This is a genomic window from Peribacillus sp. P4_C12 (assembly GCF_056402095.1).
On the sequence record NZ_JBFUIB010000009.1, the window covers coordinates 1 to 17,972 of the forward strand.

General features: G+C 40.1%; 16 protein-coding genes and 1 rRNA gene. All 17 read right to left on the bottom strand.

Annotation, left to right across the window (positions count from 1 at the left end; genetic code table 11):
- Positions 1–146 (bottom strand): 16S ribosomal RNA (locus tag AC1DUW_RS03940); the annotation flags it as partial.
- 424 nt (positions 147–570) lie between these two features.
- Positions 571–2,070 carry a lysine--tRNA ligase gene (gene lysS / locus AC1DUW_RS03945; protein WP_289710036.1) on the bottom strand — a complete coding sequence of 500 codons (1,500 nt, stop codon included), beginning with the start codon at positions 2,068–2,070 and terminating at the stop codon, positions 571–573.
- 188 nt (positions 2,071–2,258) lie between these two features.
- Positions 2,259–3,257 (bottom strand): tRNA dihydrouridine synthase DusB, encoded by a 999-nt coding sequence (gene dusB, locus AC1DUW_RS03950; RefSeq protein ID WP_053348971.1) that lies wholly within the window; start codon positions 3,255–3,257, stop codon positions 2,259–2,261.
- 24 nt (positions 3,258–3,281) lie between these two features.
- Positions 3,282–3,494: a helix-turn-helix domain-containing protein gene (locus AC1DUW_RS03955; RefSeq protein ID WP_098177753.1), complete on the bottom strand. Its 213-nt coding sequence runs from the start codon at positions 3,492–3,494 to the stop codon at positions 3,282–3,284.
- The gene (gene folK, locus AC1DUW_RS03960) at positions 3,446–3,973 is read right to left on the bottom strand and encodes a 2-amino-4-hydroxy-6-hydroxymethyldihydropteridine diphosphokinase (RefSeq protein ID WP_053348973.1); all 528 of its coding nucleotides are present in this window, start codon (positions 3,971–3,973) and stop codon (positions 3,446–3,448) included. The genes AC1DUW_RS03955 and folK overlap by 49 nt, the downstream gene beginning before the upstream one ends.
- Positions 3,974–3,975: 2 nt before the next feature.
- Complete coding sequence (gene folB / locus AC1DUW_RS03965; RefSeq protein ID WP_053348974.1) at positions 3,976–4,335, bottom strand: dihydroneopterin aldolase; 360 nt, start codon at positions 4,333–4,335, stop codon at positions 3,976–3,978.
- The gene (gene folP / locus AC1DUW_RS03970; RefSeq protein WP_477642029.1) at positions 4,328–5,173 is read right to left on the bottom strand and encodes a dihydropteroate synthase; all 846 of its coding nucleotides are present in this window, start codon (positions 5,171–5,173) and stop codon (positions 4,328–4,330) included. Before folP ends, folB begins: the two co-directional genes overlap by 8 nt.
- A 161-nt stretch (positions 5,174–5,334) precedes the next feature.
- On the bottom strand, positions 5,335–6,261 hold the full coding sequence (cysK, locus tag AC1DUW_RS03975) for a cysteine synthase A (protein ID WP_053348976.1): 927 nt from the start codon (positions 6,259–6,261) through the stop codon (positions 5,335–5,337).
- Positions 6,262–6,390: 129 nt separating this feature from the next.
- Positions 6,391–7,287: a peptidyl-prolyl cis-trans isomerase gene (locus tag AC1DUW_RS03980; RefSeq protein ID WP_053348977.1), complete on the bottom strand. Its 897-nt coding sequence runs from the start codon at positions 7,285–7,287 to the stop codon at positions 6,391–6,393.
- 19 nt (positions 7,288–7,306) lie between these two features.
- Positions 7,307–8,188, bottom strand: a complete 882-nt coding sequence (gene hslO, locus AC1DUW_RS03985; RefSeq protein ID WP_056525525.1) for an Hsp33 family molecular chaperone HslO — start codon at positions 8,186–8,188, stop codon at positions 7,307–7,309.
- Positions 8,189–8,221: 33 nt separating this feature from the next.
- Entirely contained in the window at positions 8,222–9,001 is a 780-nt protein-coding gene (locus AC1DUW_RS03990) for a type III pantothenate kinase (RefSeq protein WP_053348978.1), read from the bottom strand.
- Between the two features lie 181 nt (positions 9,002–9,182).
- Positions 9,183–11,243, bottom strand: coding sequence for an ATP-dependent zinc metalloprotease FtsH (gene ftsH, locus AC1DUW_RS03995; RefSeq protein ID WP_083450978.1), 2,061 nt, complete (start codon positions 11,241–11,243; stop codon positions 9,183–9,185).
- Between the two features lie 117 nt (positions 11,244–11,360).
- Positions 11,361–11,900, bottom strand: a complete 540-nt coding sequence (gene hpt / locus AC1DUW_RS04000) for a hypoxanthine phosphoribosyltransferase (RefSeq protein WP_053349019.1) — start codon at positions 11,898–11,900, stop codon at positions 11,361–11,363.
- A gap of 32 nt (positions 11,901–11,932) precedes the next feature.
- On the bottom strand, positions 11,933–13,327 hold the full coding sequence (gene tilS / locus AC1DUW_RS04005; protein ID WP_477642030.1) for a tRNA lysidine(34) synthetase TilS: 1,395 nt from the start codon (positions 13,325–13,327) through the stop codon (positions 11,933–11,935).
- Between the two features lie 93 nt (positions 13,328–13,420).
- Positions 13,421–14,404 (bottom strand): protein kinase domain-containing protein, encoded by a 984-nt coding sequence (locus tag AC1DUW_RS04010; protein WP_477642031.1) that lies wholly within the window; start codon positions 14,402–14,404, stop codon positions 13,421–13,423.
- Positions 14,370–15,107, bottom strand: a complete 738-nt coding sequence (locus AC1DUW_RS04015) for a VWA domain-containing protein (RefSeq protein WP_053348980.1) — start codon at positions 15,105–15,107, stop codon at positions 14,370–14,372. The genes AC1DUW_RS04010 and AC1DUW_RS04015 overlap by 35 nt, the downstream gene beginning before the upstream one ends.
- Before the next feature lie 208 nt (positions 15,108–15,315).
- Positions 15,316–17,790 (bottom strand): stage II sporulation protein E, encoded by a 2,475-nt coding sequence (spoIIE, locus tag AC1DUW_RS04020; RefSeq protein ID WP_053348981.1) that lies wholly within the window; start codon positions 17,788–17,790, stop codon positions 15,316–15,318.
- Between the last annotated feature and the right edge of the window lie 182 nt (positions 17,791–17,972).

A 17,972-nucleotide genomic window follows, 5' to 3' on the forward strand; every position in this document is an offset into this window, starting at 1 on the left:
TCCCAGTCTTATAGGCAGGTTGCCCACGTGTTACTCACCCGTCCGCCGCTAATCTCAGGGAGCAAGCTCCCATCGATTCGCTCGACTTGCATGTATTAGGCACGCCGCCAGCGTTCGTCCTGAGCCAGGATCAAACTCTCCGAAGAAATGTTTGACTTGCTCATTTTGCTTTTTTAATAGTGTGTGCTCACTTAAAATTTAACGTTGGCGCTTTGTTTTGTTCAGTTTTCAAAGAGCAATGTCTTTCGGAACAGCTTATTTATAATAACACATTTCATTACTTGGAGTCAACAACTTTTTAAAACTTTTTTTAAAAGTTTGTAATCCGTTTGAAACTCGTTCGTAACAACAGATATAAATATAACATCATTACGTTAACTGCGCAATACCTTTTATAAAGTTTTTTTGAGATAATATTGTTTTTCTTTCATGCCTTAGAATTCAATCAATAAATAGCTGTTAAATTATTATTAAAAAACAAAAACCGAACTGGACTGCCCGAGGACCAAGAGCTATGCTCTATGGATCCTCAGGCCCAACTCGGTTTCCTTTTTTACTCTTCATATATTATTAGCGATGTCTCATTAACGGGAATAACAGGACGTCACGGATTGAAGGTGAATTGGTTAACAGCATAACTAGTCGGTCAACACCAATTCCCAATCCACCAGTTGGTGGCATGCCGTATTCTAAGGCTTCCAAGAAATCCTCATCCATTTCATGAGCTTCATCATTACCTTGCTCACGCTCTTTTAATTGAGCTTCAAAGCGTTGACGTTGATCAATAGGATCATTAAGTTCCGTGAAAGCATTTGCATGCTCTCTACCCACAATGAATAGTTCAAAACGATCAGTAAAACGGGAATCTTCCGGATTTTTCTTAGCTAATGGAGAAATTTCTACCGGATGTCCATAAATGAACGTAGGTTGAATTAATTTGTCTTCTACCCTCTGTTCAAAGAATTCATTTACAATATGTCCAAACTCCATGGATTCCTTCACTTCAATGCCATTGTCTTTAGCAAGCTGTTGTGCCTCTTCCTTACTCATGTGAGTCCAGAAGTCTACACCTGTGTATTCTTTTACAGCGTCAACCATGTGAAGTCGTTTCCATTCTGGTTTTAATTCTATCTCATATTCCCCATATTGAATGGTTGTTGTACCCAGAACCTCTTGAGCAATATGAGCAACCAGGTTTTCTGTCAGACTCATAATATCCTTATAATCCGCATAGGCCTCATATAATTCAATTAGAGTGAATTCTGGATTATGTCTTGTAGATACACCTTCATTTCTGAATACACGGCCGATTTCATAAACTTTCTCTAACCCACCGACAATCAGGCGTTTTAGATGAAGTTCAATAGCAATCCTCAAGTTCAATGGCATATCAAGCGCATTATGATGAGTAAGGAAAGGGCGCGCAGCAGCTCCACCTGCAACAGAGTGTAATAGCGGCGTTTCCACTTCCAGATATCCATGATCGTCTAAATAACGTCTCATAGCCTGAACAATTCGACTGCGCATGATTAAGGTGTTTTTGCTTTCCTCATTTGTAATTAAATCCACATAACGTTTCCGATAACGTTCTTCGACATCCTTTAGACCATGAAATTTATCAGGTAGCGGGCGAAGCGCTTTGGCAAGGAACACAAAGTCATTAGCTTTAATAGAAAGTTCTCCAACTTTTGTTTTAAAGATAACACCAGTGATCCCTACGATATCACCAAGATCTGTTTGGTTGAATAACTTGTATGAATCTTCACCAATTTTATCTAAACGAACGTAGATTTGGATTTGACCGCTGATATCCTGAATATGAGCAAATCCTGCTTTCCCTTTCCCACGTTTAGTCATTACACGACCTGCAATCGTAACCTCGATCTCTTTTTCCTCTAGTTCTTCTTTCTCTAGTTCACCATATGCACTCACAATCTCTTGAGCGTTATGGGTACGTTCGAACCTGCTCCCAAAAGGGTCTTGTCCATTATCAATCATGGCCTGCATTTTATCGCGTCTTACCTGCAGTTGGTCATTTAATTCTTCATGACTCACGAAAATCATCTCCATCTCTATTAATAAAAAACTTATATAATTATTGAGGATTTCTTTTGCATACGTATTTATTCTTACATAAAGTAAAGGAATTCAACAGCTTTTTATCTTAAAATCTTGTTTATGTACATATAAAAACTGCCAGGATTACTGGCAGTTTTAGATAAGCGTATTATAGGAAAACAGGAAGGTAATGTCAAACATCAGACCATTTGTATATTCTGTTGCTTCGCTTCAATATCATCAACAAGTCCATAAAGAAGGCTTACAACATCTTCTCTTGTCTCACAATCATTAATGCCTTTACGAGCATTAGCATTCCCTTTAACACCCTTTAGGTACCAAGAAGCATGCTTGCGCATTTCACGGACAGCAACATTTTCATTTTTCAATGCAATTAGTCGATCCATGTGAAGAACGCAAACATCCATTTTTTCACGAACTGTAGGCTCATCCATCAGTTGTCCTGTTTCTAAATATTTAACAGTACGGTAAATCATCCAAGGATTACCTAGAGCTGCACGGCCAATCATGACTCCATCGACACCAGTCTCTTTTAACATTCTCTCCGCTTCCTGAGGTGTTTCCACATCACCGTTCCCGATAAGGGGAATATTAATGGATTTTTTCACTTCACGAATGATATCCCAGTTAGCTTTTCCTTCATACATTTGAACTCGAGTTCTACCATGGAGAGAAACTGCTTTACCACCTGCACGTTCCACAGCTTGAGCATTTTGAATAGCAAAGATATGTTCCTCGTCCCAGCCCATACGCATTTTAACAGTAACTGGCTTTTCAACAGCATCAACAACCGCTGAAACCATCTCATAAATTTTATTCGGGTCTAGTAACCATTTTGCACCAGCATCACATTTGGTGATCTTCGGAACAGGGCAACCCATATTTATATCAATGATGTCGGCATTTGTATTTTTATCTACAAACTGTGCAGCTTCTACCAATGATTTCTTTTCACCACCAAAGATTTGCAAGCTTAGCGGCTTCTCTCTTTCATCTATATAAAGCATATTCATCGTTCTTGCATTTTGAAGAACGATTCCCTTATCACTGACCATCTCCGCGCAGACTAATCCAGCACCAAATTCTTTGACCGTCAAACGGAATGCTGAGTTACATACTCCAGCCATCGGCGCAAGCACTACTGGATTCTTCATTTCAATATCGCCTATTTTTAACACGGTGTGGCCTCCTATAACATTCTTTCATTTATCCTCAGGCGGTCTAAGCTCCTCAATGGAAACACGGAGCACATCCGCCACTTCTATTAAAAACGACTCTGAAGGATTGCGGTTCCCTCTTTCGACTTCTCCTAGTAAGGAAACAGAAACGCCAATTTCTTTCGCAAACCCTTCTTGGGTAAATCCCTTTAATTTTCGAAAAGCGCGAATACGCCTTCCCCATTTTTCGCCTTCCATAATCGAACTCCTTCTTTATCCGGAATCTGTTCAAGCAGGCCGCTCAAAGGTATATACATTTGCGGAAGTTTAATATCAGGGTCCACTTCCATTAAAGGCACGAGCACAAATGCTCTTTCTTGCATCCGAGGATGTGGGACTGAAAGAATCTCTGTCTCAATATTTTCATGATTATATAACAAAATGTCAAGGTCTAAAGTACGGGGTCCCCACCTAACTTCCCTTTTTCTTCCTAATTCTTGTTCAATCTGCATACAAGTTCGCAGTAACTCCTCTGGTTTTAAATCCGTTTTCACTTTAAAAACAGCGTTTAAAAAACAATCCTGATCAGCGTATCCGACTGGGTCTGTTTCGTATAAAGACGAGCAGGCAACCAACTCGATGCGTGAGTTTTCAGCTAATAATTGGAAAGCGCTTTGGATGGTGACTAGGCGATCTCCTAGATTCGATCCAATTGAAAGGTACGAAATATTTACCACCGTCAGCGCCCTCTTACAATTTCTACAGCAACCGATTCATAGTGCCCTGCTATAGGTGGATCTGGTTTATAGACTTTCACGGTGCACTTCTCAATTGAAGAAAACTTATTAAGTAATTCTGAGGCAATCTCTTCGGCAACGGCTTCCACTAACTTAAACGGCTTCCCTTCAACAACTCCTTTACAAACTTCATATAACTCTCCATAATTTATTGAGTCCTCTAGTTCATCACTCTTCCCCGCCTTGGCTAAATCGGCCTCTACAGTCAAATCCACTTTAAACCGCTGCCCAAGCTTCGTTTCTTCCGGAAACACACCGTGATAACCATAAAACTCCATTTTATTCACAAAAATTTTATCCATTGAAATCACCTTTTCCTAAAAGAGCATCCATCATCTTAGCAGTGCGTGCCATTTCCTTAACGTCATGAACACGTACCATTTGACAGCCTTGTTGAATTCCATTACAGATTGTGGCAGCCGTACCTTCCACTCGCTCACTAGGCGGCAAATCGAGAACATGTCCAATCATGGACTTTCTTGATGTCGCAAGAAGCACAGGATAACCTAATGATACCAGCTTATCAAGATTCCTCATCATTTCCAAATTTAACTTTAAGTCTTTCGCAAACCCTATGCCGGGGTCAAGAATGATGTTTTCATCCTGAACTCCCACTTTCTTTACAATCGTGATGCTTTCAAACAAATCTTGAAGGACATCCCGGACAAAATGACGATAATCCATTTTTTCCCGGTTATGCATTAAAATAATCGGCACCTGATACTTTGCTGCAACACTTGCCATCATGGTATCGGCCTTTGCCCCCCAGATATCATTTAATATATGCGCTCCTGCTTTTACTGCTTCCTCTGCAACCCGAGACTTATATGTATCGATTGAGATTGGAACTTGAATATTACGGGAGATAGCCTCAATAATAGGGGCTACTCTCTCTATCTCTTCCTCATCCGAAATCCGCTCATAATTAGGACGGGTGGACTCTCCGCCAATGTCCAAAACATCAGCTCCGTCCTTAACCATCTGTTCAGCATGCTTCAAAGCAGCATCTACCCGATTATATTTCCCGCCATCCGAAAAGGAATCTGGCGTAACATTTAAAATCCCCATAATTAAGGTCTTCTTGCTGTAATCCAATTCAAATGAACCACATGTAATCTTTAAAGTATCAGATAATGACATCCAGCGTTCTCCTTCATCAAAAAAATCTATATATACGAGTTTACCTATTTACATAGGTAAAGTGCAAGCACCTTAGAAAATAGAAAAAATCTGTTGGTCTTTACTACAAAAAAGAAAGCAAAGCCCCTATAGGAACTTTGCTTCTCGTTTAATGGTTAATCTTACTCAAAGTTATATAACGGTGTACTTAAGTAACGTTCACCATTACTTGGTATGATAGCAAGGACCTTTTTGCCTTTTCCAAGTTTATCAGCTACTTTAATAGCCGCAGCGATGGCACCACCAGAAGAAATTCCACCAAGGATCCCTTCCTCTTTGGCTGCACGACGTGCGTAATCAAACGATTCCTCTGTATCGACTTGTATGATTTCATCGTAAAGATCAGTATTTAAAATACTTGGGATGAAGCCTGCGCCGATTCCTTGAATTTTATGTGGCCCCGGTTTCCCGCCAGATAATACAGGAGAATCTGCAGGCTCAACAGCGTAGATTTTAATGTCAGGGTATTTTTCACGCAGCACTTCTCCCGCACCTGTAATTGTTCCGCCAGTACCGATTCCTGCAATAAATGCATCCAGACCATCGTCACCAAAAGCTTCTACAATTTCAGGACCAGTAGTGTTACGGTGCACTTCAGGATTTGCTTTGTTTTCGAATTGCTGTGGAATAAAGTATCCTTTTTCTTTAGATAGCTCCGTTGCCTTAGCAATTGCGCCTTTCATTCCTTCTGGTCCAGGTGTAAGAACTAACTCTGCTCCATAAGCACGAAGCAGGTTACGACGTTCCAAGCTCATTGTTTCTGGCATAACAAGGATAGATTTATATCCTTTTGCTGCAGCTACCATTGCAAGCCCTATTCCAGTGTTTCCGCTTGTAGGTTCAATGATCGTATCACCTTGTTTAAGGTCTCCGCTTTTTTCTGCCGCTTCAATCATCGCAAGAGCGATTCGGTCTTTTACACTACTGCCCGGGTTAAAATACTCAAGTTTCAAATAAATATCTGCACTGTTTTCATTTTGAAGCTTGTTTAATTTTACAATAGGTGTTTGTCCAATTAAATCTATTACAGAATTAGCTATACGTGCCATGTTCTCCACTCCTTATCACCCAAATACCGAGTATGTTTATTGGTTTTATTAATTTAAAGTTACCAGTTTTAATAGTTCATTGTCAATGATTATCTACTATATTCTAAATTTTCTTTCGCAACTATTGACCTATTTCTGTTCTTTCAATCCATAAAACCATTCTACATCTAATTCGTCCCAAAAAATCTTTCCGGAAACCGGTGACTGAATCTGTTCAAGAGCTATTTGGCGGTGAATTTGGTCTTTAACTTCATCATACGTATATTGATTGCCCTCTATTTTTTCATGCAAATAGAGAACAGCCCACCCTTCATCTGTTTCTACAGGACCACTCCACTTATTTACCTTTAATTTCTCTGCAGCTGTAATATATTCCTTAGAAACTTGCTCGTTATCTTGCGATATATATCCCAAGTCGCCCCCTTGATTGGCGGTAAATTCATCAAGGGACTTTTCCATTGCTAAAACAGCAAACGAAACGCCTTTCTCCAACTCATTAATGATTTGATCTGCTTGCTTTTTTGTAGACGAGGTAATATGAGAAATATGATACGTAGTAGGGATTCGGTATATATCCTTATTGTTATCATAATATTTCTGCATCGCCGTTTCGGAAACCGAAACGTCCTTGGTAAGCAGCTTCTCAAGCAGGAGGCTCGATTGAATCTCCTGCCTCAATTGATCTGTACTTTTATTAAGAGTCTGACCGGCGGTTCCATACATCGTTTTCATCATTTTAAGTTCCCGATCAACCTCTTCATCCGAAGTTTTCACTTTGTATTTTTCTGCAGCTTGTTTCACTACCTCTTTATCAACCATTTCCTCAAGAACATCTTCCCCGTATCTCTTTTCGAGTTCATTAATCCATGCTTCCCGGGAAATATCTGTAGATCCAATCTTTGCAACCGTTTCTTCTCCAATAACGGATTTTGAGATGATTAATGGTTTTATGACAAAGATAACGATAGTCAATAGGTTCAACAAGGCAAGGCCGGCAATAATTGCCCGAAGCTTTTGTTTAGGCAAAACCCTTTTCCCCCGTCAATTATTTTTTGGTTTCTGCTTCTAATTCCTCAAGGTCTTCTTTCGAGAACTGGTAGGTCTCATTACAAAAATGGCATTGTGCCTCTGCATGTCCCTCTGTCTCAATAATATCCCGAATCTCATTTTGTCCAAGACTAATCAATGCATTGGCAATTCTCTCCCTTGAACATTGACAGGAGAACTCGACATCCATTTTTTCTAAGATTTTCACATTACCCTCACCTAAAATCTCCGTTAGGATTTCCTCTGGAGTCAGGCCATTTTGAATCATTTTAGAGACAGGGGTTATCGTGCTTAGTCGACTCTCGATTTTAGAAATCGTATCATCGGATGTACCAGGCATTAGTTGAATGATAAATCCACCTGCTGCAAGTATCGAATTATCCGGATTCACCAGAACCCCAACCCCCACTGAAGAAGGCACCTGTTCGGAAGTTACAAAATAATAAGTGAAGTCTTCTCCTAATTCTCCCGATACAAGCGGTACTTGTCCTGAAAAGTGATCACGTAGACCAATATCTTTCACAACGGTCAACAATCCATCAGTACCAACCGCTCTACTGACATCTAACTTTCCTTGTTTATTCAGGTCAAAGTGGGTTTGAGGATGTGTCACATATCCCCGAACTTCGCCCTTTGCGTTACTGTCGACAAGAATTGATCCAATTGGACCTCCGCCTTCGATTTTAATCGTCAGCTTTTCTTCACCTTTTAACATGCCGCCCATCATCACTCCTGCCGTCATTGCACGCCCAAGGGCTGCGGAAGCAGTAGGCCATGTATAATGGCGTCGCTGAGCTTCTCCTACGGTATCCGTTGTTGAAACAGCATATGCCCGAACCTGTCCTTCATAGCCTAACGCCTTTATTAGATAATCCTTCATTTGTTGTGCTCCTTCCATGCTGTGATTCCTTCTTTATTTCTTCACTTGCTCACGATTACGTTTATAAATCAGCTGCAATCCTTTTAAGGTCAAAAAGGGTTCAACAACGTCAATCACAGTAGACTCATTAGCAATTAAGGTCGCTAGTCCGCCAGTAGCTATTACCGTTGGCTCTAGATTACTTTGTGCTTTAATTCGATTTACGATTCCTTCTACCTGCCCGACATACCCATACAAAATGCCTGCCTGCATAGCGGATACTGTATTTTTCCCAATAATCCCATCAGGACGATTAATTTCTATTCTTGGAAGCTTGGCTGCTTTTGAATAAAGTGCTTCTGTAGAAATGTTAATACCCGGGGCAATGGCTCCACCCATGTATTGTTTATCCTCATTTATATAGCAATATGTCGTTGCCGTGCCAAAATCCACGATAATGAGAGGGCTTCCATATTCCTGAATGCCTGCAACAGCATTAACAATTCGGTCCGCTCCCACCTCACGGGGATTTTCGTATTTAATATTCAATCCAGTTTTTATTCCAGGTCCCACTATAAGCGGTTTTATACCAAAGTATTTTTTACACATGCGTTCAAGCGCAAACATAATTGGTGGTACAACTGAAGAAATGATGATGCCATCGAATTGATCAAACGAAAGACCTTCATGTTGTAGCAAAGACTTTATGACCATTCCATACTCATCTTCTGTCTTATTACGGCTCGTCTCAATTCGCCAATGATATTTTAAAATATCTTCATCGTATACGCCCAATACAGTATTCGTATTCCCAACATCCAATACAAAAATCATCGTAATCATCACTCCGGTAAATTATTCTCCCACATCATACCACACTGTTATTTCCCACGCTATTAGTCAAACTTTTCATAGGTAAAAAAATCCAACCCCATTTTTCTTATCCCCACATATTTATTTAAGGGTTAAGAAAAGGGTATTTCCGAGGCGGAAATACCCTTTTGAATTAGTCAACTTAAGACTTTTTATTGTCATCTTCGTTCGGGAAGGAAAGCGGCTGATCTTGAGGTGTTCCTTCTTTGATTGGAGGAGTATTCAATCCTTCCTCCGTTACTTCAAGGTCCTCAGGTCCTCTCTTATCCAATGGATCTAAAAGAGCTTCTTTTTCTTCCTTCTTCGTATTGATGTTCACCTTGACATTCTCATCAGTAGTTAAATTCCCATTCAGAGCGGTATAATCCCGTTCTGGCAATTTACCGTTATGGAACAAACCTTTGATTTGTTCAGCATCAAGTGTTTCTACTTCAAGCAAGGTTTTGGCAACCAAATCAAGTTTTTCACGATTTTCAGTAAGAATTTTCTTACATCTTTCGTACGCTTCTCTAATGATACGTTGAATTTCAAGATCAATTTCATATGCTATTGCATCTGAATAATTTTGATCATTATTGAAATCGCGGCCTAAGAAGACCTGACCTTGTGAATTACCGAATTGAAGAGGTCCAAGCTTACTCATACCATATTCCATAACCATGCTACGAGCTATGCCTGTTGCACGTTGGAAGTCATTATGAGCTCCGGTACTCACTTCACCGAATGTAACTTCTTCGGAAACCCGGCCACCTAAAAGACCAACAATCTTATCTTTTAGTTCAGGCTCCGTCATGAAGAAACGATCTTCTTTCGGAAGCATTACTGCATATCCACCAGCTTGACCACGAGGGACAATCGTAACTTTATGAACCACTTCGGCATCATCAAGAACCAATCCAATAATAGTATGGCCTGCTTCATGCCATGCTACAATATTCCGTTCTTTCTTAGAAATAACACGGTTTTTCTTAGCAGGTCCGGCAATAACGCGATCCGAGGCTTCATCCAAATCGGACATGTCGATCTTCTTCTTATCTTGACGGGCTGCTACAAGAGCTGCTTCATTTAGTAAGTTTTCAAGATCGGCACCAGAAAATCCTGGTGTACGCTGAGCTATTGCTTTTAAATCAACAGTCTCTGCTAAAGGCTTGTTACGTGCATGGACCTTCAGTACTTCTTCACGGCCTTTAACATCCGGGCGGCCAACCGTAATTTGACGGTCAAAACGTCCAGGGCGCAATAGTGCCGGATCTAATACATCAGCTCGGTTTGTCGCGGCGATAATAATGATACCTTCATTTCCACCGAAACCGTCCATTTCTACAAGTAATTGGTTTAGTGTTTGTTCACGTTCATCGTGTCCGCCACCAAGACCAGCGCCACGTTGACGTCCTACTGCATCAATTTCATCAATAAAGATGATACATGGTGCATTTTTCTTAGCATTTTCAAACAAATCACGAACACGTGATGCACCGACCCCTACAAACATTTCAACGAAATCAGAACCACTGATTGAGAAGAAAGGAGTACCGGCTTCACCAGCTACTGCCCGGGCAAGTAAAGTTTTACCTGTACCAGGAGGTCCCACTAAAAGTACTCCTTTTGGAATACGGGCACCGAGCTCGGCATATTTGCGAGGATCTTTTAAAAATTCAACGACCTCTACAAGTTCCTGCTTTTCTTCGTCCGCTCCAGCAACATCATTGAAGCGTACTTTTTTCTTATCATCATTATACAATTTCGCCTTACTTTTCCCGAAGTTCATGACGCGACCACCGCCGCCACCTTGAGCTTGGTTAAGTAAAAAGAAGAAGAGGATAAAAATGATTACAAATGGAATAATGGAAGTGAAAAATGTCACCCAGCCACTTGTCTTTTCTGGAGGTACAACAGTGATGATGTCTTTACCTAACTTAGTTACGGCATCATTAATTCGACTCTGCGAATATTCACTGAATGGCACGTACGTCACAAAGTATTTGTTTTCCTCATAACCTTTGAGCTTCCCTGTGATTTCAAACACACTGCTTTCGGGCTGCATCGTTAGTGATGTAACGTCCCCACTCTCCAAATGCTTATAGAATTCATCTTGGGTCATTTTCTGTGTTGGTTCATTGTTATTATTAAAGATGCTTACAATCCCAATGATGACCAAAAAGATCAGTAAATAAAATATGGTATTACGGAAGATCCGATTCATCCCTTACCTCCTCCCACGGGTAAACAAACTATAGTAAATACTATCATAAAAAATTAATGAATTACAATAATTTAACACCGCTGTTTTTATCTGGTCTTCTCTTACAAACAGGTACTATTAATTCGAGTAAATTTCAGGCTTTAATATGCCAATATACGGGAGATTACGATATTTTTCTGCAAAATCAAGACCGTATCCGACAACAAATGCGTCTGGTACGATAAATCCAAAATAGTCCGGAGTAATATCTGCTTTCCTGCCTGTTGGCTTATCTAATAAGGTAACAATTTTAATTGATTTTGCTTTTCTATAACGGAAAAGTTCAGCAAGGTAGCTCAGGGTCAAACCGCTGTCGATAATGTCTTCAATAATTAAAATATCACGGCCTTCTACTGATGTATCAAGATCTTTAATGATTTTCACTTCACCAGAAGATACAGTGGAGTTGCCGTAGCTTGAAACATCCATGAAGTCCATTTCAAGGTGTGTATCCACACGTTTTAGTAAATCTGACATAAATGGCATGGCGCCTTTTAGCACACCGATAGCCAACGGAAACTTACCTTGGTAATCAGCTTCAAGCTGTGCTCCAAGTTCCCTGATTTTTTTTTGAAGTTCTTCCTCAGTTATTAAAACTTTTTCAATGTCATTTTGCATGGTCATTGTAATTAATTGCCCCCTATGAAGAATTAAACTTTTTTATATTCTAAGTAGATTAAAGATGTTTCATCAGAAATTATATCCCGTTCAACATTCGATTTTTTCAAGCCAGGAAGCCAAATAACTGTTCCTACCTGATCGATGATAACCGGCCATACATTTCTTTCTAGCAACGGGATTTTTTCATTAATAAAAATCTCCTTCAACTTTTTACTTCCACCCAATCCCTTAACTGCCATCCGTTCGCCTTCATTCCTAGTTCGGACTGTAAGCGGAAACTGAACCGCAGATTCGGGAAGAATAAAAGAATAGTTTCCTCTAAGAACGGGAATTTCTTCTTTTATATAGTGCGCTTTAATCTTATATCCATTCGGAAGAATAGTCTCACCGGGAATTTGTAATTTAAGGGAATATTTTAGGCTTTCTTGCCGAAAAAATCTAAAGGTACAAGTTTTATATGATTTTTCCGCAATAAGGCCCTCCGGAAGATGCAATTCTGCAGATGGTTGAGGATTTAAAAACAAAGCTAAAAGTTGGTCAATATGTAATGCTGAAAGCGATGAAGGTCTCTCCAAATAAAGATAGTTTAATATTAGTTGAATCGCTCTTCTTTGTAAAGGTTTAGGCATCGCCAGAACCCTATCAATCTGAATTACTGCATAATCTTTTTCCTGTTGAGCCCAAACCTCAGGCATTTTGCTTGAGACAAGGTTCAGAAAAAACTCTTCATCTTCATAAAGTTCTTCACTAAAGCGTTGAAAATGTTCGTGAACCTTTCTATTTTCTTTCTTTAAAAACGGAAGAACTTCATGTCTAAAACGGTTTCTTACATAGTCATCTTTTTCGTTGCTCGGGTCATACCTTGGCTCAAGTTTATGAATACCCGCATATTCAATTATTTCGTCTTTGGTAAGTTCAAGAAAGGGCCTTATAAGATAACCGGTATGAAAAGGTCTCTTTAGAGGAATACCCGCTCTGGCCTTACCTGTCGCCCCTCTTGTTAAACGCATGAGCACCGTTTCAATTTGATCATCTCCATGATGCCCTAAAACAAGAGTGGAGGTTTGGTGTTTAGCCATCATTTCTTCATAGAAAGCAAAACGTAACTTTCTTGAAGTTAATTGGGAGCTTTCTCCTGTCTGTTCTATATAGGCTGGTACGTCGATCCTTCTACCTTCAAAAACGATGCCCCACTGTTCACATATTTGTTCGACATACTTATAATCTTCGTAGGATTCCTCGCCACGGAACATATGGTCAACACTCGCTACAGTTAACTCGTAATGAAAAAGAGGTTGAACTTGCTTTAGAAAATGGAGAAGAACCAATGAGTCAGGACCCCCAGAAACACCTACGAGCAACTTCGACTTTTCCTCAATTAATTCGTTTCTATAAATAGTCTTAAGAACTTTTTCCTTTAACATACAATCTTCCTTCTTTATGGACAGGTATTATTTTATACGATTCAAACATGAAATGGTTTCAAATATTCCATGTTGGTAACGTATTTAACTATATCATAACAACTGTTCATATATGTAAAGAACATAGAGTATCGATATTATGGCAACCAGCAAAAAAGTTTCAAAAAAACCTCCCCTCATTTTTTTAGAATGATTCTGAGACCTTCTTGCTTGTCTCGTTGTAGCTTGCCTTGTCGCAGCTTGACTCGAGGGCTTTTTCTTTAAATGATTTTGATTACTTAGCATAGTAACTAGGTCCTCCCGCATTTGTAATGCTGAATCATACTTCCCGAGTAGTGCTTTATCTAGCATCTTTCTATATGGGTGTAATTCCTTTTTCTGCTTAATCAAGTCGATAAGCTGCCTATACCCCTCCCCTTTCTTGTGAAAACGTGCAGGATAGGCAGAATTGATGATTATCATCGCTACCGCGAACAAATCATATTGTGGATCAGCCTTTCTTGACCCAAGTCCCCAATAACCTCTGTCGAAGAACTCGGTGAACTCTTTAACAGATCTACCAATCAAGGTTGTCCCACCTACATCTACACATCGGACTTTGTAGGCTGGAGAGGTCACTATTAAATTCTCAGGTTTTAAATCACCGAATACCCAGCCATTTGTATGCAAAGCTGACAAACTAGTTAATAACTGAAGCATTAAGACACCAATCCACGATGATCCTTTTTTTTCAATAAAACGCAAAAAATCGTGTCCATGGATATATTCCATAACATAAAAAGGTAGCTGCTTTCCTGTTTCCATAAAGTCGTCCGCTTCCAAAAAGGAAGGCCCAAGGGTAGACCCCTGGACCTTGGAAAAGGATTTTAGGATATTCATCTCTGAAATAATAGACGTCCCATTATCACTGAGCTTAAGCGCATAATGACGATTTTCACTTTCCACCAAATAGACAATCCCGTTAGCGCCACACCCCAATTCCTTGATAATTTTGTACCGGTTTTTATTCCACTTTCCAGTGATTAAGCTGCCAGGCAGGAGTTTACATTGATTCCTCAAAGTATTGTTCATCATCATGTGATAACAATCCCCTCAATGAACGTTTTTTATTAAAATAAGATAGAGCTTCACGAATTGCTGGCCCTGTTGGAGTGAGCCCACCTGTACTAAGCTTAGGGAAAGTTGCCGTCAAAGCTTCAAGGTTCGGGGTCCAATCAAGCAACTTTTCCACATCATTTCTTTTCCCAGGAAATACGAATACGGAAAATCGGCTGTCACCCATTCTTGCATTCATACTTAGGGAAAGATCTAATAAGGATTCTTTTACAGTTGGCAGCTTATGTTTCATACTCGCACTTGTATCGACAAGAATTAACACTTCAAGCTTGCTAGTTTCTCCAAGCTCATCAACCACCTCCATCACTTCTCCCCGTTTATCCGGAGGGAGATCTTCCATTGTTCTTGAATCACCTAATATTTGTTGAAGTTCACGATTAATAACTCCCTGTATGGTTTGAGTCATTGCCTTTTGGGTAACCATTTGGACGGTTTGTGACAACTGCTGTGCATAAACAATTTGGCTTACACCACCCCCGGAACCAGCAATCTTCTCAATTTCTTTAAGTCCCTTTTCATCTATCACATCATTTTCCATGACACCTATGACATTGATGGTTATGCCTTGCTCCCGTGCTAAAGCAGCCATAGCAGCCGGCTCCTCACCATGATTTGAACAGCCGTCGGTAATAAGCAAAACCTGTCTTAATGTTCCTGCTTTCATGTTTGGCTCTCCCTTCCATTCAATCTATTACCATAATTGACTAAAAGGGGATAATTTATACACCAAAAACACGCACTACCAAGTCACATTTCTTATACACTTTTGCAGGGGATCCATAGAGTTATCCAACTATTTCTTTACATAGCTGCCAACATAACACCTCGTTTGTAGAAGACCTCCTTATCTTAATTTATGGAAAGATTTCTCGTTACTGAGCCTTTTTCCGTTTTGGTGAAACAGGGATGGATGCCCATTTCGGTGTATTATGTTTAATTTTTGAGGTTACCACTGTCATATCATCATCTATGATCCCTTTTGTTCGAATGACCTCTTCTAATATTAAATCAGATATTTCCTGTGGGTCGTCTGTCTCCATTTCCTTGATTTTTCGTTTAAGCCAGAACTCGATATTTTCCACATGTGAGGGACCATCGAATACCCCATCACTCATCATTATTAAAATATCCCCTGCCTTTAGCTCCTCGGATACGACATCAACATCGAAATCCTGGATGATACCCATCGGCAGGTTACTTGATTCAATTTTAATGATTTTATCCCCCCTTTTAATGAAACTTGGTATCGAACATATTTTTAAAAACTTAGCCTTTGCATCCTGAAGATCAATCATTGCCAGATCAAGAGTTGAAAATATTTCATCGGTCGTGCGAAGGGATAATACGGAGTTTACGGATTTAATGGCTATTTTTTCTTCTATTCCCGATTGTAAAAATTTTTGTAGCAGCTTCAAAGTCTCGGTGCTTTCAAAATGGGCCCTTTCCCCATTACCCATCCCATCACTAATGGCTATTGCAAATTTGCCGCAACCAATTTCCATGGTCGTATAACTATCTCCTGAAACAAGCCCTCCCCCCTTGGCAGCATGAGCCACACCCGTTTCGACCGTGAATTTTTTTGCTGACCTAAATATCACCTCACATTGCCCGTTTGGATAAGTTGCACACTCTTCGGAATGGACAACAATCGTTTCTCCTAAAATGTCGGAAAGCATAGGTGCAATCAACTTCTCACATTCCCCTCTGCCTTGGCAGTATGGGACACTCATCTCTATATCAACACTTCCCTGTTCAAGGCTGTATATTTCCACATAACCGATATGCAGGCCAAAATCCTGAATGGCCTCCATAATGGATTCCTCGTGTAAATGATGATTCTTCCTTTCCCTTTGAATTTCTTTCGCGAAATCATCCATCACTGCAGAAACTCCACGCAGTTGGTCCGCCACTAGCTTCCTGCTTTCTTTCACCTGCCTTTTTAACTTTTGGTTTGCTTCAAAGTAAGTAAGTTCCTGAGAAATTGCCCCAATGACCTGCGGCCCACGACTACAGTATTTCCCCCATTCTTTTGAAGTTTTTTGGGGGAGCTGTCCATTATTTTCACTTAATTGAAGCATAATCTCCTGCATACCGTCATAGGTTGTATTAAAGTTTTTAGCCCAGCATTGTTCCTTTTTAAAGCAGATTTGGCACGTTTTTTCAGTTACATTACTTAAAAAATAATCGAACTCTTTCTCATCTTCCTCCAATCTTCCTCGTTCATCTATTTGGGAAAAGCTATTTGAGAGCGCCTCAAATACATGAGAGAATTGTTCCACTCTTTGGGCGGTAACGTCCCTCACTTTCCGGGCATACTGTTGCTGTTCATCCGAGTTCTCTACGGTCCCGGGTATATGCTTTGCTATTTTATTGATTATTGAAGATGGTGTTAAAATAAATAACACCACAGCTATAAGTGATTCATAGAGGGTAACCATAATATTATTAGTTCCCTCTCCGTATAGCCCTATTAGTAACGTAGCAATTAACAGGCCTGCCGCAACCCCTATCTTCCTACCCTCCTTCAACAAACCACCGAGCAGGCCTGAAAAAGCGAGAAGGCTCATTTGATAAAGGCTGGCTATACTCGCTAAGCTGAATATTAATCCGGTAACGACACCTACAGTGGAGCCTATGGCGGCCCCTCCCGCCAGCCCGAATAGGAGGACAAGGTATCGTGAAAATATATGATCGAGTGACAGGTCATATATCATCCACCCAATTGTTCCGGTCATCACCGACGCGAGTAGAATGATAATGCTGACGATCTCTTCTGTCTTTAATGATTGTGACTTTGTCCGTATTGATAGCAGCGGGATGGACTGTATGAAAATTAAGGTTAAAATCATGGCGAGCCCCGCCTCTACTCCTATCATCATCAGGTCGTACAGCTGAATCGTTCGAAACACAAGATATTGCTCGGCCAGGTTTACCAGGAAGAGTGAAGCAAAGACGTACATCGACATCGTCTTAAATTGCCCTTCTACGGCCGGCTTCTTGATTTTATGAAATAAGAGAAGCAGGAACGCCGATGTAAAGATGACTAAACTATTAGAATAGTGAACGGTGAGCCCCCCAGCGATTAAGCCAAACAGTGCGAGTGGAGCTCGGTCACGTCTCATGAGAAAAACGGCTGCGAAAAACGGAAGCCCAAATGGTGCTAACTGTGAAAGAATTAATGCTCGTCCTAATAAAAAACCGATAATGGCTAAAGAGATACCTTTCTTTATAAAGATATCATCTGTTTTCGTTTGCAGCTGTTGGATCCAATTGATGGCTCCCTCCTTTGCTTCTTTTAACTGAACATCCCCAAGAGGTTCCATCATAGGTCTTTCTACTTTTTCCATTTCAACACCCCATTCATATTAGTGATTTTTATTATATAGAGGGCTTAACCATTTTTTTGTCAGAATTTTAAAAGCGCAAATGAAAAACGTTCGACGTAATTCTCCTTGAACAATCATTTGTATACAGGTTTTTATACCTTTTTTTAAAATACAGAAACAGGCGTTCTTTTTTTTTTAAGGAA